This is a genomic window from Paenibacillus cellulositrophicus (genome assembly GCF_009363095.1).
In the GTDB taxonomy this organism is placed as follows: domain Bacteria; phylum Bacillota; class Bacilli; order Paenibacillales; family Paenibacillaceae; genus Paenibacillus_AQ; species Paenibacillus_AQ favisporus.
The window spans coordinates 6,122,284-6,139,940 of sequence record NZ_CP045295.1 but is presented as its reverse complement, the minus strand read 5'-3'; the positions used below and the strand labels follow the sequence as shown (position 1 = coordinate 6,139,940).

Here is a 17,657-nt window from a genome sequence, read left to right as displayed (position 1 = left end):
GCTTGCGAGGACAAGCATATTCCCAATGAATAAAGAGCAAAAAGCAGTCTGAAGGCTCTTCCTGCCATCCATCCGAAAGGCGACTGCTCTTTGCTCTTTGTTTGTCCATGCTTTACAGGGAGCCGTTACCGGCCAGCTTCAGCTGCTTCAGCGCTTCGGCCGCAGCCTGCTGCTCCGCCTCTTTCTTCGAGCGGCCCGATCCTCTTCCCACACGCTCATTCCCCATATACACCTCGGAGACAAACTCGCGTTCATGCGCCGGACCGCGTTCCTCCACAATCCGGTACTCCAGAACGCCCATGTTATGGTGCTGCGTCAGCTCCTGCAGCTCTGTCTTGAAATCGCTCATGTGCACTTTGCCGCCCTCTTCCAGCAGCGGGAACACGTAGCGGTCCAGAAACGCCCGCGCCGCTTCCAGGCCTTGGTCAAGGTACAGCGCTCCTACAAACGATTCAAACACATCCGCAAGCAGGGCTGGGCGAGTTCTCCCGCCGGTCAGCTCTTCACCTTTTCCCAGCAGAACGTACTGCCCGAACTCCAGCTGCTCGGCAAATTTCACCAGCGACGGTTCGCAGACGATCGCCGCACGCAGCTTGGTCAGCTCTCCTTCGGGCCGGTTCGGAAACAGGTTGTACAAATACTCGGAAACCGTCAGCTCCAGCACGGCGTCGCCCAGAAATTCCAGGCGCTCGTTATCCTGCTGCTGGCTGAAACGGTGCTCATTGACGTAGGAAGCGTGGGTAAAAGCCTGCTTCAACAGCAGCCGATTGTGAAATTGGATTTGAAGTTTCTGTTGTAACTGCTTCAGATCTCCACTCAACAAATCGTCCCCTTACTGCTCGAATTTCTTCAGGATTACAGTGGCGTTGTGGCCTCCGAATCCAAAAGAGTTAGACATGACAACGTCCAAATCAGCCTTTCGTGCAACGTTCGGAACATAATCCAGATCGCATTCCGGATCCGGGTTGTCCAAGTTAATGGTTGGCGCCAGCATTTGGTTCTGCAGCGACAGGCCGCAAATGACCGCTTCAACGCCGCCAGCGGCTCCCAGCAGGTGGCCCGTCATTGATTTCGTCGAGCTGACCGCAACCTTGTACGCATGGTCTCCCAGCGCTTTCTTGATCGCGATCGTCTCGGACCGGTCTCCAACCGGCGTCGACGTGCCATGAGCGTTGATGTAGTCTACGTCCTCCGGCTGAATGCCCGCATCGCGCATCGCCATAGACATGCAGCGCGCCGGTCCGTCCGGATCGGGCTCGGTCATATGGTGAGCGTCGCCGCTCAGCCCATAGCCGATCACTTCGGCGATAATGTTGGCCCCGCGTTTTTGCGCGTGCTCCAGCGATTCCAGAACGAGAATCCCTGCACCTTCACCCATGACGAATCCGTCACGGCCGGTGTCAAACGGACGGCTCGCTTTCTCCGGTTCGTCATTGCGGGTGGACATGGCGCGCATAGCGCAAAAGCCGGCCATTCCCGTCGGCCGGATGGTCGCTTCAGCTCCGCCGCAGATCATCACGTCGGCATCGCCGCGCTGGATCAGCTTGTACGAGTCGCCGATAGCGTGCGATCCGGTCGCACATGCCGTCACAGGCGTCGTGTTCGGGCCTTTGGCGCCCAGCATGATCGACAATTGACCGGAGGCCATGTTCGCAATCATCATCGGGATGAAGAACGGGCTGACCCGTTTCGGTCCCTTCTCCAGCAAAACGTTATGCTGGTCTTCCCAGGTTCCGAGGCCGCCGATGCCGGAACCGATGGATACGCCCACCCGGTTCGGATCGGAGTGCTTCTGAATATCCAGCCCGCTGTGCTCAAGGGCCGATTTGCCGGCGACAACGGCAAACTGGACGAATCGGTCCATCTTGCGCGCATCCTTCCGGTCCATATACGCCTCGGGATTAAAGTCTTTCACCGAAGCGGCAATCTGTGTAGGGTAGTCGCTGACATCAAAGGATTCGATCTGAGACACACCGGATTTGCCTTCCATCAGGTTATTCCAGAAAGTGTCCAAATCGTGGCCCAGTGACGTAACAACACCCATCCCGGTAACAACCACTCTGTGCATCAATAAGTTCACCTCTATATAAACAGCATCTGCAAAATCAATTATCCTATTTGTAAAGCCGATTCACTTGGAAAATGAGGAGAAGTCCCGCCTGTAAGAGCAGTACGGGACTTATCAAATGACTTAGGTATGAGATTGTATGTAGTTTACAACTTCACCTACGGTCGTAATTTTCTCTGCATCTTCATCAGAGATTTCCAGATCGAATTCATCTTCCAATTCCATCACCAGTTCAACAACGTCGAGAGAATCAGCACCAAGATCATCTTTAAAAGATGCTTCCAGTGTAACCTCGGCTTCGTCAGCACCCAAGCGATCGACGACAATGCGTTTTACACGCTCCAATACATCGGACATCCGGTTCACCTCCTCTTTGGTATTATACGAGAAAAGTTTTCAAAATGCCATAGAGGCAATGAAAACGGTTATCTCGCTGTTTTTCCTAGATTTCCGGTATTACATGTACATACCGCCATCCACATGAAGCGTCTGCCCTGTCATGTAGGATGCCCCTTCCGTCGCTAGGAAAACCACGACTTTGGCAATTTCTTCAGGCTGTCCGAGGCGGGCGAGCGGAATGTCTTCCAGCATCTTCGCCCGGAGATCCTCAGGCAGCTCTCGTGTCATATCGGTATCAATAAAACCTGGTGCGACACAGTTAACGGTGATGCCACGCGAGGCGAGCTCACGCGCAGACGATTTGGTTAGGCCAATTACCCCCGCTTTGGCGGCGACGTAATTGGCCTGCCCGGCGTTGCCCAGAACGCCGACGACCGATGAAATGTTGATGATCCGGCCGTAGCGCTGCTTCATCATCGGACGGCTGACCGCCTTCAGGCAGTTGAACACGCCCTTCAGATTCGTTTCGATCACCTGATCGAATTCTTCCTCTTTCATGCGCATCAGCAAGTTATCCCGGGTAATCCCCGCATTGTTGACCAAAATATCGATTTTGCCCCACGCTGCAACAACCTCTTTAACGAGATCCTCGGCCTGCTCGCTTTTACCGACATTGCCTTGAACGGTGATCGCCTCTACGCCAAGCGCACGGATCTGCTCCGCAACCTCCTTGGCGGCGGCTTCGCTGCCCGAATAGTTGACGGCTACGTTAGCCCCGGCTTCGGCCAGCGCAAGCGCGATGCTGCAGCCGATCCCGCGGGAGCCGCCGGTAACGAGTGCTGTCTGTCCCTGTAAAGGCTTAGACATACCCATTCCTCCTTTCCTAGAGTATACCCAAAGTTTATTGCGTAATCATTGTTCAAGACTGGCCTTGAGCGTCTCCAGGCTGTCCAGGCTGCTTAAGTTAATCAGCTTGACGGATTTATCCGTCTTTTTGATCAAGCCGGTCAGCACGTTTCCGGGACCAATCTCGACAAACGTATCCACCCCTTGGGAGATGAGATAGGTCACCGTATCCTCCCACAGCACGGGAGAGTATACCTGCTCGACCAGCAATCCGCGGATTTCCTCCGCAGACGCGGCCGGACGGGCCGTCACGTTCGCAATCACGGGAATGGCCGGTTCATCGAAGTGAAGCGGCTGAAGCTTCCCGCCCAGCTTCTCGGCAGCCGATTTCATCAGCGAGGAATGGAAAGGTCCGCTTACCTCAAGCGGGATCGCTCTTTTTCCTCCGGCTTCTTTCACGCGCTCGCCCACAAGGGCGACGCCCTCCTTCGAGCCGGAGACGACGATCTGCCCCGGGCAGTTCAGGTTGGCCAGCTCCACGAGATGTCCTTCTGCCGTGATGCTGCGGCACAGCTCGGCCAGCGCTTCGCGTTCGGCACCGAGCACGGCGGCCATGGCCCCTTGTCCGCCCGGAACCGCTTGCTCCATAAATTCGCCGCGCGCCCGGACCGTTCCTACCGCATCCTCAAAGCTCAGCACGCCGGAAGCCACCAGGGCGCTGTATTCGCCCAGGCTGTGTCCGGCGACAAAGTCAGGAGTAACGCCTTGTTCGCGAACCGCCTCAAACGCCGCAACGCTGGCCGTCAGGAGCGCAGGCTGCGTATTGAAGGTCTTCTTCAGCTCACTGTCCGGACCTTCAAAAATCATATTCGTCATCGGGAATCCCAGCACCTCGTCCGCACTTTCGAAAATGCGGCGGGAAGCGGGAACCGCATCATAGAAATCTTTACCCATTCCGACGGATTGGGCCCCTTGTCCGGGAAACACAAACGCAACTTTCCCCATTGCTCAGGCTCCTCTCGTATACTTCTTGATGCAAAGCTTCTATTGTATTGCTTGAATAAGCCAATTCACTTCGTAAGCTATCGATTGATCATTCACATAAGATGAATCATATGATTACCAGATCAGCACGGATGCGCCCCAGGTCAATCCTCCGCCGAAGCCGACCATCAGCACGCAGTCGCCTTCCTTCATCCGTCCTTCCTCCGCCGCTTCAACCAGCGCGAGTGGAATGGAAGCCGCCGACGTATTGGCGTACTTATCTACGTTGATGACGCATTTATCCGGCGAAAGGTCGAGGCGCTCCATGGCGGACTGAATGATACGGATATTCGCCTGGTGCGGCACGAACAGGTCGATATCGGCCTTCGTTTTGCCGGCCTTGCGCAGGACGTCTTCCGTTGCCGTATTCATGACGCGGACCGCAAATTTGAACACTTCGCGCCCGTTCATATAAATGTAGTGCTTCTTGCCTTCGAGCGTCTCCTGGGACGCCGGCAGTCTGGAACCGCCAGCTTCCAGTTTCAGCAGCGTACCGCCGGCCCCTTCGGCTCCGAGGTCAAAGGACTGAAATCCTCGGCCTTCGGGAACTTCGCCCAGGATGACGGCTCCCGCGCCGTCACCGAACAGCACGCAAGTGTTGCGGTCGGTATAATCCGTAATCCGCGACAGCGTGTCGGCGCCGATGACCAAAGCGTTGTTGTACATGCCGGTCTTGATAAAATTGCTCGCCGTCGCCAGTCCGTAGACGAAGCCGGAGCAGGCAGCGGACAGGTCGAACGCGGCGGCTTGCTTGGCGCCGAGCTTATCCTGCAGAATGCAGGCCGTTGACGGAAAGAACGTATCCGGGGTGATGGTTGCGACAACGATCAGGTCCAGCTCTTCAGCCGACATCCCAGCGGACTCCAGCGCCTTCAGGGCTGCTTCATAACACAGGTCCGAAGTCGCTTGTTCCGGAGAAGCGATATGCCGCTCGCGGATCCCGGTGCGGGAGACGATCCATTCGTCGTTCGTCTCTACCATCTTTTCCAGATCGCTGTTGGTTAATATTTTCTCAGGAACATATTTGCCTGTGCCGATGATGCCTACTGAACGTAATTTTTCCATTCTCTTGTCACTCACTTCCCGCTGATTTCCTTGGATATACTCTCAACCAGTTGATTCTGCAGTGCAACGCGGGCCTGCCGGACCGCGTTCTTGATGGCGTTGCCGTCCGCCGAGCCGTGACTCTTGACGACAAGTCCGCTCAGGCCGAGCAGAGGGGCGCCCCCGTGCTCCTTGTAATCCAGCTTGCCTTTCAAATTACGCAGCTGAGGCATAAGCAGGGCGGCCCCAAGCTTGCTGCGCATATTCTGAGTGAATTGCTCCTTCAGCAGCTTGAACATCGCGCCGGCCGTTCCTTCCACAGCCTTCAGCAAGATATTGCCGGCAAATCCGTCGCACACGAGGACGTCGCAGCTCCCGAGCATAATATCCCGGGCTTCCACGTTGCCGATGAAGTTGATCGGAAGCTCCTGCAGCAGCGGGAACGCCAGCTTGGTGAGCTCGTTCCCCTTCCCTGGCTCGGTGCCCACGTTCAGCAGGCCGACCCGTGGATTCTTCACGCCCATCACCTTCTCGCGATAAAGGCTGCCCATCAGCGCATACTGCGCTAAATGCTCGGGCTTTGCGTCCATATTCGCGCCCAGATCCAGGGCCAGCACGCCGGCTTCGTCAAGCGTCGGGATCATAGGGGCCAGAGCCGGACGCTCAATCCCTTCCATCCGTCCGACAACCAGCAATCCGGTCGTCATCAGCGCTCCCGTGTTGCCTGCCGAAATCATGGCTTCCGCCTGCTTCTCCTTCAGCATCCGTCCCGCCACGACCATGGAAGCATCCTTCTTGCGCCGGACGGCTTTGACCGGTTCATCTTCGGCTTCGATCACTTCACCCGCATGATGGACCGTCAGATTGGAGGGAACCGTCCCTCCGCTTTGCTTCAGGAGCGGCAGCAACCGCTGCTCGTCCCCGACCAGAACGATCTGCGTATCTTTCCATTCGGCGGCGGCAGCCAAAGCTCCTTCCACGTTGCACTCCGGCGCATGGTCACCGCCCATGGCATCAATGGCGATCCGCATACTGTACTCCTCCTTCGCTGTTATCCTCGCCCGTCGATCTGTATATCAGAAAGTTCCCCTGGAACACCATTTCCTCGCCCACATAGGTGAACACCTCAACCTTGGCTTTTCCCTTCTGGCCGGCCATAGACCGGACATAGGCTTTGGCAATACACTTCTCACCCAGATGAACCTGCCGCAGAAACCGGATGTCTGCAGATGCGGTCAAGGCAATCTCGTCGTTAATGAGAGCAACTGCCAGCGAGTTGGCCTGGGCGAACACATAATGTCCGCGGGCGATATGGTTTCGGGTGAACACATGCTCTTCCCGTATTTCAAAAATGGAAATGCCGCTCTTATCCAGCTGCAGATCCACGACATCCCCGACAACCTCATCAAGCTGCAAGGAGCGAACTTGATCATAGGAGTGCTCTGCCATCTGCTTCATTCGTTCCCGCAGTTCCGGGATGCCTAGCTCCATCCGGTCAAGCCGGATCGTCTGAATGCTGACCTTCAGCTCCCGCGTCAGTTCGCGGTCGGTCACAAACGGATTTTGTTCGATAATCTTCAAAAGCTGCTGATGCCGCTGCTTCTTGGGCAACCGTTCGATGTGAGGCACCTCCCTGTCATGTCTTGTCCGTCCATGAATGTGGAACACAAACAGTCTATGAAGTTCGTCAATAGAATTCACAGGAAAAAAGAATCAATCCGGACAGTTTTCATTAGAACCTGGTACTAATGTAGTATAAAGCATGACGGGTTAAAAAGAAAGTGACAAAAAAAATAGCACCTCACCAAAGATGAAGTACTACTTGATTGTTTTTGGCATTACTGCGAAATGATTTCTCTTGATTTATACGTTCCGCACACTTTGCATACGTGGTGAGCAAGCTTCAATTCTCCGCATTGTTCACATTTCACCATGCCCGGCACTGCCAGTTTAAAGTGAGTACGACGCTTGTCACGACGTGTCTTGGACGTTCTCCGTTGAGGTACTGCCATGTTCCCACCTCCTTATTTCAATCAACCGGGGTCCCGAAGGGCCCGGAGGAATGCATTCATGCTCATTTGAAAAAGTCTTTTAGCGCTGCAAGCCGTGGATCTACCACTTCATTGTTACAGCCGCAGGCACCTTCGTTCAAGTCTCTTCCGCACGTAGGGCACAGGCCTTTGCAGGATTCCTTGCACACGACGGTCATCGGAAGATTCAGGATAAAGGATTCCTCCACGTAAGGGGCGAGCTCCACAGTCTCGTTGTCCACATATATGGTTTCATCTTCTTCGTCCTCGGCTTCCTCAGGCTGCTTCTTAAGCTTGAACTGCTCGTGGAATGGAATATCCAAATGCTCATGCACCGGTGTCAGACAGCGTGAACAGGACATGTCCAGCTGTACGGATAACTCGCCTTGAACATCCACTGTATCGGGACCGACATACGAGGCTGTAAGTTCCGCTGTGAGCGGTCCGTCGGCCTTGATGTCACCCAGTCCTTTAAGCAGCGGACTTACATCCACTTGCTGACGGAGCTGCAGCGGCTCGCTGCTGGCTGCCATTTTCCTGAATTGAAAGTGCATCTACATCACTCCAAACAAACAAAAATTATTATACCGATTTCCGGGGAACTTTGTCAATAGTTTCACCTTGACCTTACGTTCCCCCTTATTGTGACTGGATGCCATTCGTTTTATGATATATTTTATAACAGCCGTTAACCACGGGTGCCCAAAATGAAACGATGGAGCTGAAGACCATGTCCGCAGTCGGCCTGATTGTCGAATATAATCCTTTACATAACGGCCACGTCCACCATTATACCAGAGCCAAGGAAGTGACGGGTGCCGAGCATGCCGTCGCGGTGCTGAGCGGGCCGTTCCTGCAGCGGGGCGAGCCCGGGATCGTCAGCAAATACGCCCGCGCCGAAATGGCGCTGGCCATGGGTGCCGACCTAGTAATCGAGCTGCCAGCCGCATATGCCGTTCAGCCCGCCGAATGGTTCGCCTACGGGGCCGTCGCGCTGCTGAACGCCACCGGTGTCGTCGACAGCGTCTGCTTCGGAACCGAAAGCGGGACGCTGGAGGTGCTGCAGCCGCTGGCCCGCATGCTGGCGCATGAAAGCGAAGAGCTTCAAGGCCATATCGCGCACTACTTGGGCCAGGGGATGAGCTATCCTTCCGCCTACGCGGCAGCCGCCGAAGCTCTGGCGGGAAGCGGAGGCTGGAAGGAGGATATCCTCCAGCTGCTCCACAAGCCGAATCATACGCTCGGCCTGCATTATTTGATCGCGCTCGAGCGCCTTGGCAGCCGTATGCGCCCCTACACCATCCCGCGCATCCACGCGGGATATCACGATGAAGTGCCGGGGCATACGTATATAGCCAGCGCCACCGCGGTGCGCCGCATGCTGCTCGGCCCGGCCCCTGACGAGGCCGCTCCGTATGTGCCGGCCACGACGCTCGCCATTTTGAAGCGGGAATTTGCCGCCGGACGCGGGCCGATCACCTGGGAATCGTTCCGGCAGCCGCTTCTGCACCTGCTGCTCACCACGCCTCCCGAGCAGCTCGCGGCCCTGCACGAAGTGACGGAAGGGCTCGAGCATCGCCTGGGCAGACGGCTGCCGGCCCTGCCGGGAGCCGATGTGGCCGGCCTGCTCGCCGCCTTAAAGACAAAGCGCTATACCCATACGAAGCTGCAGCGGATGCTGGTGCATATTTTGCTTCGGCACTCGAAGGAGCAGCTCGCTCCTGCGCGTCTTGCGGAAGGCCCCGGCTATTTAAGGATCCTGGGATTCAACAAGATGGGACAGGCTCTGCTCAAGCAAATGAAAAAGACGGCCTCCCTACCGGTGGTAATGAAGCCGTCCGCCTTCTCCCATGACCAGCTGGACCTGGACCTCCGGGCGGCGGCGGCATATGCGAACGCGTACGCCGCGCCGTCGCCGGACGATTGGTACCGCGACTATATGCAGCCGCCGGTCATGATTTAGCCTGCAGCTGGTTCATATAGTCCATCGCCTGCTCGAGGGTGCTGACCTGAACCAGCTTCATTTTCGTTTTAATCTGATCCGCTTTGGCTTTCGCCTCGTTATAGTTATCCTTCGGAACGAAGAAAATATCCGCATTCTCCCGGTCCGCCGCCACAATCTTATGCTGGACGCCTCCGATCGCCCCGACGGTACCGTTCTTGTCAATCGTGCCTGTGCCTGCGACCCGGTAGCCCTTGGTCAGATCCCCGGGCGTCAGCTGGTTGACGATTTCCATCGAGAACATAAGGCCGGCGGAAGGCCCTCCGATCCGCGTATCCTTGAACTGGACCTGATGGCCCGGATCCTTCGTCTTGACCGCCTGCATTGTCGCTATGGTGACCCCGAGGCCGGCCCGGGTGCTTCCCGTTTTCTGATCCTTGATCGGAATCAGCTTCAGCTTCTGCTCCAGCGTTTTGCCGCTCCGAAGCAGCTTGACGGTGACCTCATCGCCCACGTTCATTGGTTTCAGAATGTCGGCGAGCGCCGTATTGTCCGGGACCGGCTTGCCGTTGACTTCCTCAATGCGGTCTCCAGGCTTGAAGTATTGGTTGTTCACCGAATCGTCCGGCGTCGAGAACACAAACAAATACTCAGGAACGATGCTGAACGGCACCTTGGCTTCCCGGTAAGCCGCCTCCATCGCGGAGGACTGGGAGTCGCTCATCATGTAGACCTGCTCCGCCGCATACTCATCCTCGCTCATATCCCCGAGTCTCGCCTGTTTCTTGGCTACCTCATCGTTCGGGTTGAACACCGACATGACGAGCATGGCGATATTGGCGTAACTTGCCGCCACCGTCGTCATCATGAAGGTTCCGCGCTCCTCCGTATCCCCTTTGGCAATCGACAGCATCGGCTTCACCTCGTTGGCGCTGCCCGGCTGATAAATAATGTATGGTGTCGGCATATATACGCACACATACACCATGACAGCCACCACGAAAATGTACAGCAGAAGGCGCAAGCCCTCTCTTCTGCGCGGCCGTCTCATATTGTTGCCATCTTTCATTCCCATCCCTGCTCCCTGGTCTTATGGTTGTCTTCCCCGCATAGATTGGGTACTAGCTATGTTTACTCTTAAGAGGTGAAAATCATGAAAAAAACGACGCATCGTCCTTCTCCCAAAGCCATAACGCTTATGCTGGGAGCGTGCGCAGCAGCTCTCGTGGCCGGTATCGTCAGTTCCCCTGCCCCCGCTTTTCAGGCTTCCCTTCAAGGTCTGAACCTATGGTGGAAAATCGTGTTTCCCGGGCTTTTGCCTTTTCTCGTCCTGTCGGAAATTCTGATCGCGTACGGCTGGGTGAGCGCCCTGGGCGCTTTTCTGGAGCCGCTGATGAAGAAGCTGTTCCGTCTGCCCGGCACCGGCGGATGGGTCATGGCCATGGGGCTGACGACCGGTTTTCCGGGCGGTGCCCAGGCGGTTCAGCAGCTTCACGCCCAGGGCAGTCTTCAGGCCGAAGAAGCGGGCAAGCTCGCGGCCATATCCCACTTCTGCAACCCGGTGATGATTCTCGTCGTAGTAGCCACCGGACTGATGCACGATCCGGCCCTCGGCTACGGCTTGATCGCCGTTCATTGGATCGCCGGCATCCTGGCCTATCTGACCGTCCACCGGCGCGTCAGAACGAAAGGAGCCGCCCCTGCGTCAGACAAGCCCCGGCAGCAGCGGCTGGAGAGCAAGCCTGCCCCGCTGCCTGCCCGCGTTCTTCAAGCGGCGGAGGAAGCGCGCGCCAAAGACGGACGCAGCTTCGGCCGGCTGCTGGGCGACTCCGTCACGCATGCCGTCCAGGTGCTGATGATGATCGGCGGATACATCATTATTTTCTCCGTTGTTATCCAAATTGCCGGCCGGGTGACGACCGCCCGGCTTCCGATTCCGGATTACGCATTATCAAGCCTCTTCGAGGTTCATTTGGGCGCCCGGGACATCAGTGCCGCCGCGTTTGCTTCCGGTGGGCTGCAGTGGTCCGTTCTGTCCGCTCTCCTCGGATTCAGCGGCATCAGCGCCCTGCTGCAGTCCATGTCCCTCATCCGCAAAACCGGGGCTCCGCTTATGCCCATGGTCTGGACCCGGATTCTTCATGGGGCGTATGCCTTTGCCCTGACATGGTTGACCTGGGCTCCGCTCGCCGCATTGTTGGGCCGTATTCATCCCGTTTATTCCGAGAGCGGCCCGTTCAGCGGCAGCCGCGGCCCGATCGAGGATCTGTGGGTGCTGATGCCCCAGTTGCTGAAGTGGCAGGGACTCCTGCTCGCCTCCATCCTCGGCGCCTTAATCGTCCTTCTGATTGTGGTTCCCCGTCGCGACAAAACGGTCCGGCGTTAAAATTTACTGCGCAGCGCCTTCTCCACTTCCGGCGGAACCAGATCCGTCACGTCTCCATGATAGGCGGCGATCTCCTTGACGATGCTTGAGCTGAGATAGGAGTACTTCGGATTCGTCATCATAAAGACGGTCTCCGCCTCCGGGTTCAGCTTATGATTGGTCGACGCCATCTGCATCTCGTATTCAAAATCGGTGACGGAGCGAATGCCGCGCATGATAGCCTGTGCATTCTTCTGCCGCACATAGTTGGCCGTCAGGTCGCGGAAGCTGTCCACTTCGATATTCGGGATATGCCCGGTTACCTGCCGGATCAAATCCATCCGCTCTTCTACCGTAAACAGCGGGTTTTTGCTCCGGTTGTTGAGTACAGCAACGATCAGCACGTCAAACTGCTTTGCGGCCCGCTGGATGATGTCGAGATGCCCCATAGTCACCGGATCGAAGCTGCCCGGATATACGGCAATGCGCTGCTTGCTATTCGTTTCGCTCATCTTGCCCTCCTGCCCGCGGACCGTCGTCTGACGAATCCGCTGTATGTTCTTCGTATCTATAGATCGATACGGCCGTTTCACCGTACACCGCATGCCGGATGCAGGTAAACGAGCCGAACTCGGCGGGGTATTCGTAGCCTGACTCATGCTCCAGAACAATGACCGCGCCTTGCCGCAGCATATGCTTGTCCTGCATAAGGAGCATGAGCTCGTCCCCGTTCTTCATCCGGTACGGCGGATCCAGAAAAACAGCGTTCAGGACCAGCCCCCGCTTTTCCAACGCCTTCAGCGCCCGGACCGCATCGTTCCGGTACACTTCCGCTTGTCCCTCCATCTTGGTCGCCTTGAGGTTCGCCCGAATCGTCTCAATGCTCTTCGGGTCCATGTCGACGAGCACTGCCCGTTCCATGCCCCGGCTGAGCGCCTCGATCGCCAGTCCCCCGGTTCCCGCAAATAAATCGAGAACGGTCCCTCCGTCAAAATAAGGCCCGATCATGCTGAAAATCGCTTCCTTGACCTTGTCGGTCGTCGGGCGGGTACCCATGCCCGGCACCGCCTTCAGCGGTCTGCCCTTTGCGCTTCCCGAAACAACTCTCACTTGCTTTTCACCCATTCTATCGATGAAACCGCAGTTTCACTTGATCTTGTCCGTATTCCGTTATTCTTCATCCTACGGCGTCATATCATGCCCGAATTTCGCGAGGGATATCGAATTTTGCGGAATACGCAATTATGACGATATCGTACCACAATCCCCGCAAGTTTGAAAAATGGCCCTTGAGGAATTTTTCATCTTTTTTGGAAAAGCAATGTATAAAACATCTCTGCCTGGGAATGCTTAAATTATCGACATCAAACGAATGTCGTAGACAACCGCGGAGTAAGCTTACGTTTCCCCATAAGCTCTTCGTCCGGTTTCTCCTCTCCCATGAGGGCGTCCCGCAAGGGGCGCCCAATTTTATTTGGTTAACATCCGATTGTATTTGTATCTGGACGCGCTGCACTTGTGCGGTTTGTTCCTAATCAGAAAAAAGCACCCCGTCAGATCACAGAATCTGCAAGGGTGCTTTTGCTTGATTATGGGGTGCCCAGTTGCTTAGGAATGCTCGCGGTTTCTTCCGCGGAGTCCAATCAATCCAAGCAGGCCAAGAAGTCCAAGCCATCCCCAGTCCATGTTGTTGTCATTTGCTGCGTTGGTACGGATCGTGTTGTTATATCCGTTGTTGGTACCGTAGGTGCCGTAAGTATTGTTCATACCGTTGGTGCCATAGGTTCCGTTCGTGTTGTTGGTACCATAGGTACCTGTCGTGCTGTATGTTCCCGTTGTTCCCGTCGTTCCAGTGCCTGTACCGGTTGTACCATGGCCATACGCAAAAGCAGGTACGGAAACGCTCATGGAAATGCAGGCTGTAAGCAGGGCTGCAGCGATACGCTTCTTCATCATTTTTCACCTCCAGGTATAAGACTTCAATCGTAAGTTTCCCAAATGAGATATCACCTATGCAGTCCGCAGCCCGTATCTATTTCATCCCATGGAATATTTTGTATTTCCCTTTTTACGCAAAAAAATGACCCTGTCACAGCGCCAAGGCCGTCAGGGTCCATTCCGTACTATATATATCAAAGGGGGTTATATATATAAATATACAAACCAATTGTGAATGAAACATTAAAACAGCATTATGCCAGTATTAATTTTTGATGTCTGTTTGGTTACGGGACATGCGCCCATTTTTACAGGGCACTTATCACGATTTTCGCCTTCCGGCATACGATGTTTCCATAGTTGAGAATGGGAGGCGTTAGAATGTCTTTTACTACTTGATCCCCTTATTCCTATTATCCCTATCCTTATCCCTACTACTCTCCTTACCCATACCCCTATCCTTATGCTGGATACCCTTACGGACCATCTTGGGGATATCCCTATTTTGGCGGATACGGGGGATACGGGCATGGCGGGCACTACGACGGTTTTGGTGGCCATGGAGGCTATCCGGGCATTGTAGGTCATGGAGGTTATCACGGTGGCGGAGGCTATGGTAGCCCAGGCGGAGGACACGGCGGGGGCCCTGGCGGCCATCGCGAACCATTCGGCAGTGTGCAGGATGACGGCGATGACTTCATCCCGCCTTTCAGCCAATGAAGGAGTCCGGGGCAAGGATACCATTTTCTAGGATCCAACTGACTCCAGATGTTAATTTGTACAGCAGGTCATGAACTGGAATTATTTGCATATGATTTTTACGTATCCTGATGTTGGCAATATATAACCGGAGGTGTGTGTATGAAGCTCAGAAGCGTAGACAACACGATTGTCGCTCTGATTGGCATTTGGTTTATTATCGCTCCCTGGATTTTCGGGTTCTCTGACGATAACGGCGCATTGTGGACCAGCGTCATTATCGGTGCCGTTCAGCTGATCGCCTCATTGTGGGCGTTCTCCAGTTCGGGATGGGGCTCCTGGCAAAATTGGATTTCGCTTCTTGCCGGAGTTTGGTTCATCGTATTCCCTTTCGTTTATTCCGTAGATACAAGCGCATTATGGACCAGTATTATTCTTGGTGCCGTAACGGTGCTTCTCAATTTGATCACGATGGGCGCCAAAGATTAAATCCACGGCAGAAAAGCCGCGGAACCGACTACTTTAGAACAGCCCTTGTTGCAATCAACTTAAGCTCTTGTTTCTTCTTACTAAAAAATAAAAGCCAGATCAGCCAACACCAGGCACCATGAGCAAATGACTGCAGCCGAGAGCATAGCAAAGCGCAGGCTTGTCCCAATTATAAGGGAGGAACCTGCGCTTTTTCTTTTCCTGATCCTGTCCGTAAGGAAAGCCGGGCTGTTACGGTCGATATTTCTTCTCGCTGGAGGAGGAATCTTTGGTGTGCTCTTTATTCTGCTCGTCCTTCATATTTTCGGTTAAATCCTCCACGGGGATCGGATCCACGTTGCGTTCGCTTTCGAAGCGGTCGAACAGGCTTTCGCGCTCGGTGGCATACTGTTCCGGATGATCCATGCGTGCATGTTTTTCGTTTTCATCACGATTCACGGGCTCCTGCCGGTCCTTGTAATCCTTGTCCATGTTTCATCACCTCTTGGAGTACAAATACCCGGCTGCTCAAAAATGAATCACGCCCGAAAGTATGTACAGGCTATAGCATCCAAAGAAATCCACCTGTCCCCGGCAGACGCCGAAAACAGGTGAGCAAACGATATTTCTGTAGACGTTATATCCAGAAAGAACGGGTAATGATGACCAACAAAATAAAGAGGACCAAAATTGCACCTGTCGATGCGAAAGGATTTACGCCGCAGCCATAACCTCCAACGACTCCGCTCATTTCATTCCCTCCTCCGTTTTCATACTCTTATGGTATGAAAGCCCGCTCCCCATGGCCTGGTCAAAGACCCAATTTTCATGGCGAGAGCACAGCCTATTTTACGCGAAGGGTACGTTAAGCCAATCAGGATTGCTTTTTGCCCAGGACATTCTGGGTATACTTGAGCAAAATGCTGCCCAGCGTCCCGATATCAACCGGATCTTCGGCCTTCCAGTCGGGACTGATTCCCACCTGATCGATCAGCCATTGTCTTCCCGACTCTTTCCACTGCGGAGCAGTTTCGCTGGTGTTCGGCGTTGGATTGCTGTATGCTGCCATTAATTCCGCCTCGCTTCCTTTATACTCGTTCAGGTCAACGTCGCCGCTGATCCCCGGCACTTTGCCCTTGTTGGTATACTGGATAAATTCCCAAGCTTTCCAGCCGGCCTTGTTGGCCGGCGTACCGCTGGCGTAATAGGCATACCACAGCGGGTAAGAGCCGAGCGACGAATCCAGGTAAGAATCGATAAAGCTTGGAAACGTATAGATCATCAGGGTTCGGCCAGTCCGCTGCTTGAATTGGGTTCCCCACGTATTCACGATCTGGCTGATCCGCGCCTTGTTCTGTCCTTCCTTCGTTTCGATATCCAGCACAAAAGGCAGCTTGAATGCGGACAGCCCCCCGGCACTTTCAATCACCTGAAGGAAATGATCCACTTCGTTCTTGACATCACCCGGTGAGGCCGCACGGGTAAAATGGTATGCCCCGATGAGAAGCCCCGCGTTTTTGGCGTCCTGCGCGTTGGCCCGGAAGCGGTCGTCGACGATCCGGGATCCCTCCGTCGCTTTAAGAAAGGCAAACGAATATCCCGCGCCGCGGACCTTCTTCCAATCGATGATGCCCTGCCAATGCGACACATCTATGCCTTTGGCGTGGGTTGCACTCCGGCTTTGCACTGACAACACCTCCATTCGGATTACTTTTGCGGCATATATGGCTGATTGTAAGGTTATTTTATCCATATGTCATAAATGCACAAACGTATGGACAATCCAGACCCATTTGCAAAATGTGCTCCGGCCCGGCCCTTCCCGCGAAAAAAAGAAGAAGCCCTGTCAAATCAGAGCTTCTTCCCCGAAATTTAATGCTGAACCGGTTCCGCTAAGGGCCGATCGATCGTCAGCGTTTCCCTTGAGCGGCCTCGTTGATCCATGAGCCCGGATTCCCCGTGCTCGCGGTATTTCCTCATCCATACCTTTAACCGGCCGATGTCGGCGATGCCTAATGCGGCAGCCACTTCTTTTTTGGTCATCCCTTGAAGACGCATATGTACGGCCTTCCGTTTGGTATCCAGGCTGTATGAGCTAAAAACTTGCCCCTTCTTGGCCATCCGTATCACCTCAACCTATATATCGGAAGGCAGGGCAACTTTTTCAATATTAACTTACCAGCTGAAGCCGACCGCTTTCAGAAATTCCCTCGCCAGCGTCATATGTCCGCGGGATCCAGGGTGGACACGGTCCCAGTTCGTAGCCAACGAAGACAGATAGACATGCTCCGACAACGCGTCGAAAGCAGCCTGTGTATCGACGAAGATGGCGTCAAATTCCGCGGCGACCTTTTTGACAACGGCCCCATAGACGTCCATCGTTGCACGCATCGGGTCGTTCACGTTCGGATCGAGGTAATATGGAGTCATCAAAACGAGCCCCTTCAGCCTCGGCCGTGTCGTTTGCACCAGTTCCCTCAGCGTCGCTTCATATTCGTCCAAATACACATGCTGATCCGGATTCAGCGGACGGTCGAATTGGCGCCACACATCGTTGGTTCCGATCATGATCGAAAGCCAGTCCGGCTTCAGGTCGAGCACGTCGCTCTCCCAGCGCTCCTTCAAATGGCGGACGGTATTTCCGCCGATTCCCGTATTCAGCACCCGGATGTTAAGCTGCGGGTATACCGCGCTCAGCAGCGCGTCGACTTGTGCGACGTAACCGCTGCCCAGCTGGCCGAAGCCGCCTTCCCCGACCGGCCGGACGCGGCCGCAATCCGTAATGGAATCCCCAATAAAGAGTAATGTATCATTTTGGCTCAGCTTCATCGCTCTAGTCCCTCTCCTTTTTGCGTTCAGGCAAGTAATATGTGG

General features: G+C 54.9%; 23 protein-coding genes. 4 read left to right on the top strand and 19 right to left on the bottom strand.

Going from position 1 to position 17,657, the window contains the following annotated elements; translation table 11 throughout:
• Positions 1-112: 112 nt before the first annotated feature.
• The 10 genes from rnc to GCU45_RS27925 form a co-directional block, all read right to left on the bottom strand.
• The gene (rnc, locus tag GCU45_RS27970; protein WP_076168242.1) at positions 113-820 is read right to left on the bottom strand and encodes a ribonuclease III; all 708 of its coding nucleotides are present in this window, start codon (positions 818-820) and stop codon (positions 113-115) included.
• A 12-nt stretch (positions 821-832) separates the two neighbouring features.
• Positions 833-2,071, bottom strand: a complete 1,239-nt coding sequence (gene fabF / locus GCU45_RS27965; protein WP_145948917.1) for a beta-ketoacyl-ACP synthase II — start codon at positions 2,069-2,071, stop codon at positions 833-835.
• Between the two features lie 120 nt (positions 2,072-2,191).
• Positions 2,192-2,425: an acyl carrier protein gene (acpP, locus tag GCU45_RS27960; RefSeq protein WP_019638123.1), complete on the bottom strand. Its 234-nt coding sequence runs from the start codon at positions 2,423-2,425 to the stop codon at positions 2,192-2,194.
• Between the two features lie 99 nt (positions 2,426-2,524).
• Positions 2,525-3,274, bottom strand: coding sequence for a 3-oxoacyl-[acyl-carrier-protein] reductase (gene fabG, locus GCU45_RS27955; RefSeq protein ID WP_152402186.1), 750 nt, complete (start codon positions 3,272-3,274; stop codon positions 2,525-2,527).
• A 45-nt stretch (positions 3,275-3,319) separates the two neighbouring features.
• Positions 3,320-4,258: an ACP S-malonyltransferase gene (fabD, locus tag GCU45_RS27950; RefSeq protein ID WP_152402184.1), complete on the bottom strand. Its 939-nt coding sequence runs from the start codon at positions 4,256-4,258 to the stop codon at positions 3,320-3,322.
• Between the two features lie 114 nt (positions 4,259-4,372).
• Positions 4,373-5,362: a beta-ketoacyl-ACP synthase III gene (locus GCU45_RS27945; RefSeq protein ID WP_144025357.1), complete on the bottom strand. Its 990-nt coding sequence runs from the start codon at positions 5,360-5,362 to the stop codon at positions 4,373-4,375.
• Positions 5,363-5,373: 11 nt separating this feature from the next.
• The gene (gene plsX, locus GCU45_RS27940; protein WP_152402182.1) at positions 5,374-6,372 is read right to left on the bottom strand and encodes a phosphate acyltransferase PlsX; all 999 of its coding nucleotides are present in this window, start codon (positions 6,370-6,372) and stop codon (positions 5,374-5,376) included.
• A complete protein-coding gene (gene fapR, locus GCU45_RS27935) occupies positions 6,356-6,952 on the bottom strand; it encodes a transcription factor FapR (RefSeq protein WP_076168257.1) in 597 nt (198 codons plus the stop codon). The genes plsX and fapR overlap by 17 nt, the downstream gene beginning before the upstream one ends.
• 227 nt (positions 6,953-7,179) lie before the next feature.
• Positions 7,180-7,353, bottom strand: coding sequence for a 50S ribosomal protein L32 (gene rpmF / locus GCU45_RS27930; RefSeq protein ID WP_036645943.1), 174 nt, complete (start codon positions 7,351-7,353; stop codon positions 7,180-7,182).
• Positions 7,354-7,415: 62 nt separating this feature from the next.
• Positions 7,416-7,925, bottom strand: a complete 510-nt coding sequence (locus GCU45_RS27925; RefSeq protein ID WP_152402181.1) for a YceD family protein — start codon at positions 7,923-7,925, stop codon at positions 7,416-7,418.
• A gap of 176 nt (positions 7,926-8,101) precedes the next feature.
• Between GCU45_RS27925 and GCU45_RS27920 the strand changes: the two genes are divergently transcribed.
• Entirely contained in the window at positions 8,102-9,334 is a 1,233-nt protein-coding gene (locus tag GCU45_RS27920) for a nucleotidyltransferase (RefSeq protein ID WP_152402179.1), read from the top strand.
• Here GCU45_RS27920 and GCU45_RS27915 read toward each other — a convergent pair.
• The gene (locus GCU45_RS27915; RefSeq protein ID WP_105444113.1) at positions 9,324-10,364 is read right to left on the bottom strand and encodes a SepM family pheromone-processing serine protease; all 1,041 of its coding nucleotides are present in this window, start codon (positions 10,362-10,364) and stop codon (positions 9,324-9,326) included. The two genes, GCU45_RS27920 and GCU45_RS27915, sit on opposite strands and share 11 nt — an antisense overlap.
• A 102-nt stretch (positions 10,365-10,466) precedes the next feature.
• Between GCU45_RS27915 and GCU45_RS27910 the strand changes: the two genes are divergently transcribed.
• On the top strand, positions 10,467-11,699 hold the full coding sequence (locus tag GCU45_RS27910) for a nucleoside recognition domain-containing protein (RefSeq protein ID WP_152402177.1): 1,233 nt from the start codon (positions 10,467-10,469) through the stop codon (positions 11,697-11,699).
• Here the strand turns inward: GCU45_RS27910 and coaD are convergent.
• The 3 genes from coaD to GCU45_RS27895 form a co-directional block, all read right to left on the bottom strand.
• Complete coding sequence (gene coaD / locus GCU45_RS27905; RefSeq protein WP_076168267.1) at positions 11,696-12,190, bottom strand: pantetheine-phosphate adenylyltransferase; 495 nt, start codon at positions 12,188-12,190, stop codon at positions 11,696-11,698. The two genes, GCU45_RS27910 and coaD, sit on opposite strands and share 4 nt — an antisense overlap.
• Entirely contained in the window at positions 12,174-12,788 is a 615-nt protein-coding gene (rsmD, locus tag GCU45_RS27900; RefSeq protein WP_152402175.1) for a 16S rRNA (guanine(966)-N(2))-methyltransferase RsmD, read from the bottom strand. The genes coaD and rsmD overlap by 17 nt, the downstream gene beginning before the upstream one ends.
• Before the next feature lie 498 nt (positions 12,789-13,286).
• Positions 13,287-13,634 carry a WGxxGxxG family protein gene (locus GCU45_RS27895; protein ID WP_152402174.1) on the bottom strand — a complete coding sequence of 116 codons (348 nt, stop codon included), beginning with the start codon at positions 13,632-13,634 and terminating at the stop codon, positions 13,287-13,289.
• A gap of 583 nt (positions 13,635-14,217) precedes the next feature.
• Here GCU45_RS27895 and GCU45_RS33920 point away from each other — a divergent pair.
• Together GCU45_RS33920 and GCU45_RS27885 are read left to right on the top strand one after the other, a co-directional pair.
• Positions 14,218-14,367, top strand: a complete 150-nt coding sequence (locus tag GCU45_RS33920; RefSeq protein ID WP_167527253.1) for a hypothetical protein — start codon at positions 14,218-14,220, stop codon at positions 14,365-14,367.
• 110 nt (positions 14,368-14,477) lie between these two features.
• Positions 14,478-14,804, top strand: coding sequence for an SPW repeat protein (locus tag GCU45_RS27885; protein ID WP_105443685.1), 327 nt, complete (start codon positions 14,478-14,480; stop codon positions 14,802-14,804).
• Between the two features lie 231 nt (positions 14,805-15,035).
• Here GCU45_RS27885 and GCU45_RS27880 read toward each other — a convergent pair whose 3' ends face one another.
• From GCU45_RS27880 to GCU45_RS27865, 5 genes are all read right to left on the bottom strand, one after another.
• Positions 15,036-15,275: a hypothetical protein gene (locus GCU45_RS27880; RefSeq protein ID WP_152402172.1), complete on the bottom strand. Its 240-nt coding sequence runs from the start codon at positions 15,273-15,275 to the stop codon at positions 15,036-15,038.
• Between the two features lie 145 nt (positions 15,276-15,420).
• Complete coding sequence (locus GCU45_RS34060; RefSeq protein WP_192714767.1) at positions 15,421-15,534, bottom strand: sporulation protein YjcZ; 114 nt, start codon at positions 15,532-15,534, stop codon at positions 15,421-15,423.
• A gap of 123 nt (positions 15,535-15,657) precedes the next feature.
• Complete coding sequence (locus GCU45_RS27875) at positions 15,658-16,470, bottom strand: glycoside hydrolase family 25 protein (RefSeq protein ID WP_167527252.1); 813 nt, start codon at positions 16,468-16,470, stop codon at positions 15,658-15,660.
• 185 nt (positions 16,471-16,655) lie between these two features.
• Positions 16,656-16,904: a helix-turn-helix domain-containing protein gene (locus tag GCU45_RS27870; protein ID WP_076168349.1), complete on the bottom strand. Its 249-nt coding sequence runs from the start codon at positions 16,902-16,904 to the stop codon at positions 16,656-16,658.
• A 54-nt stretch (positions 16,905-16,958) separates the two neighbouring features.
• A complete protein-coding gene (locus GCU45_RS27865; protein WP_152402168.1) occupies positions 16,959-17,612 on the bottom strand; it encodes an SGNH/GDSL hydrolase family protein in 654 nt (217 codons plus the stop codon).
• Positions 17,613-17,657: the final 45 nt, after the last annotated feature.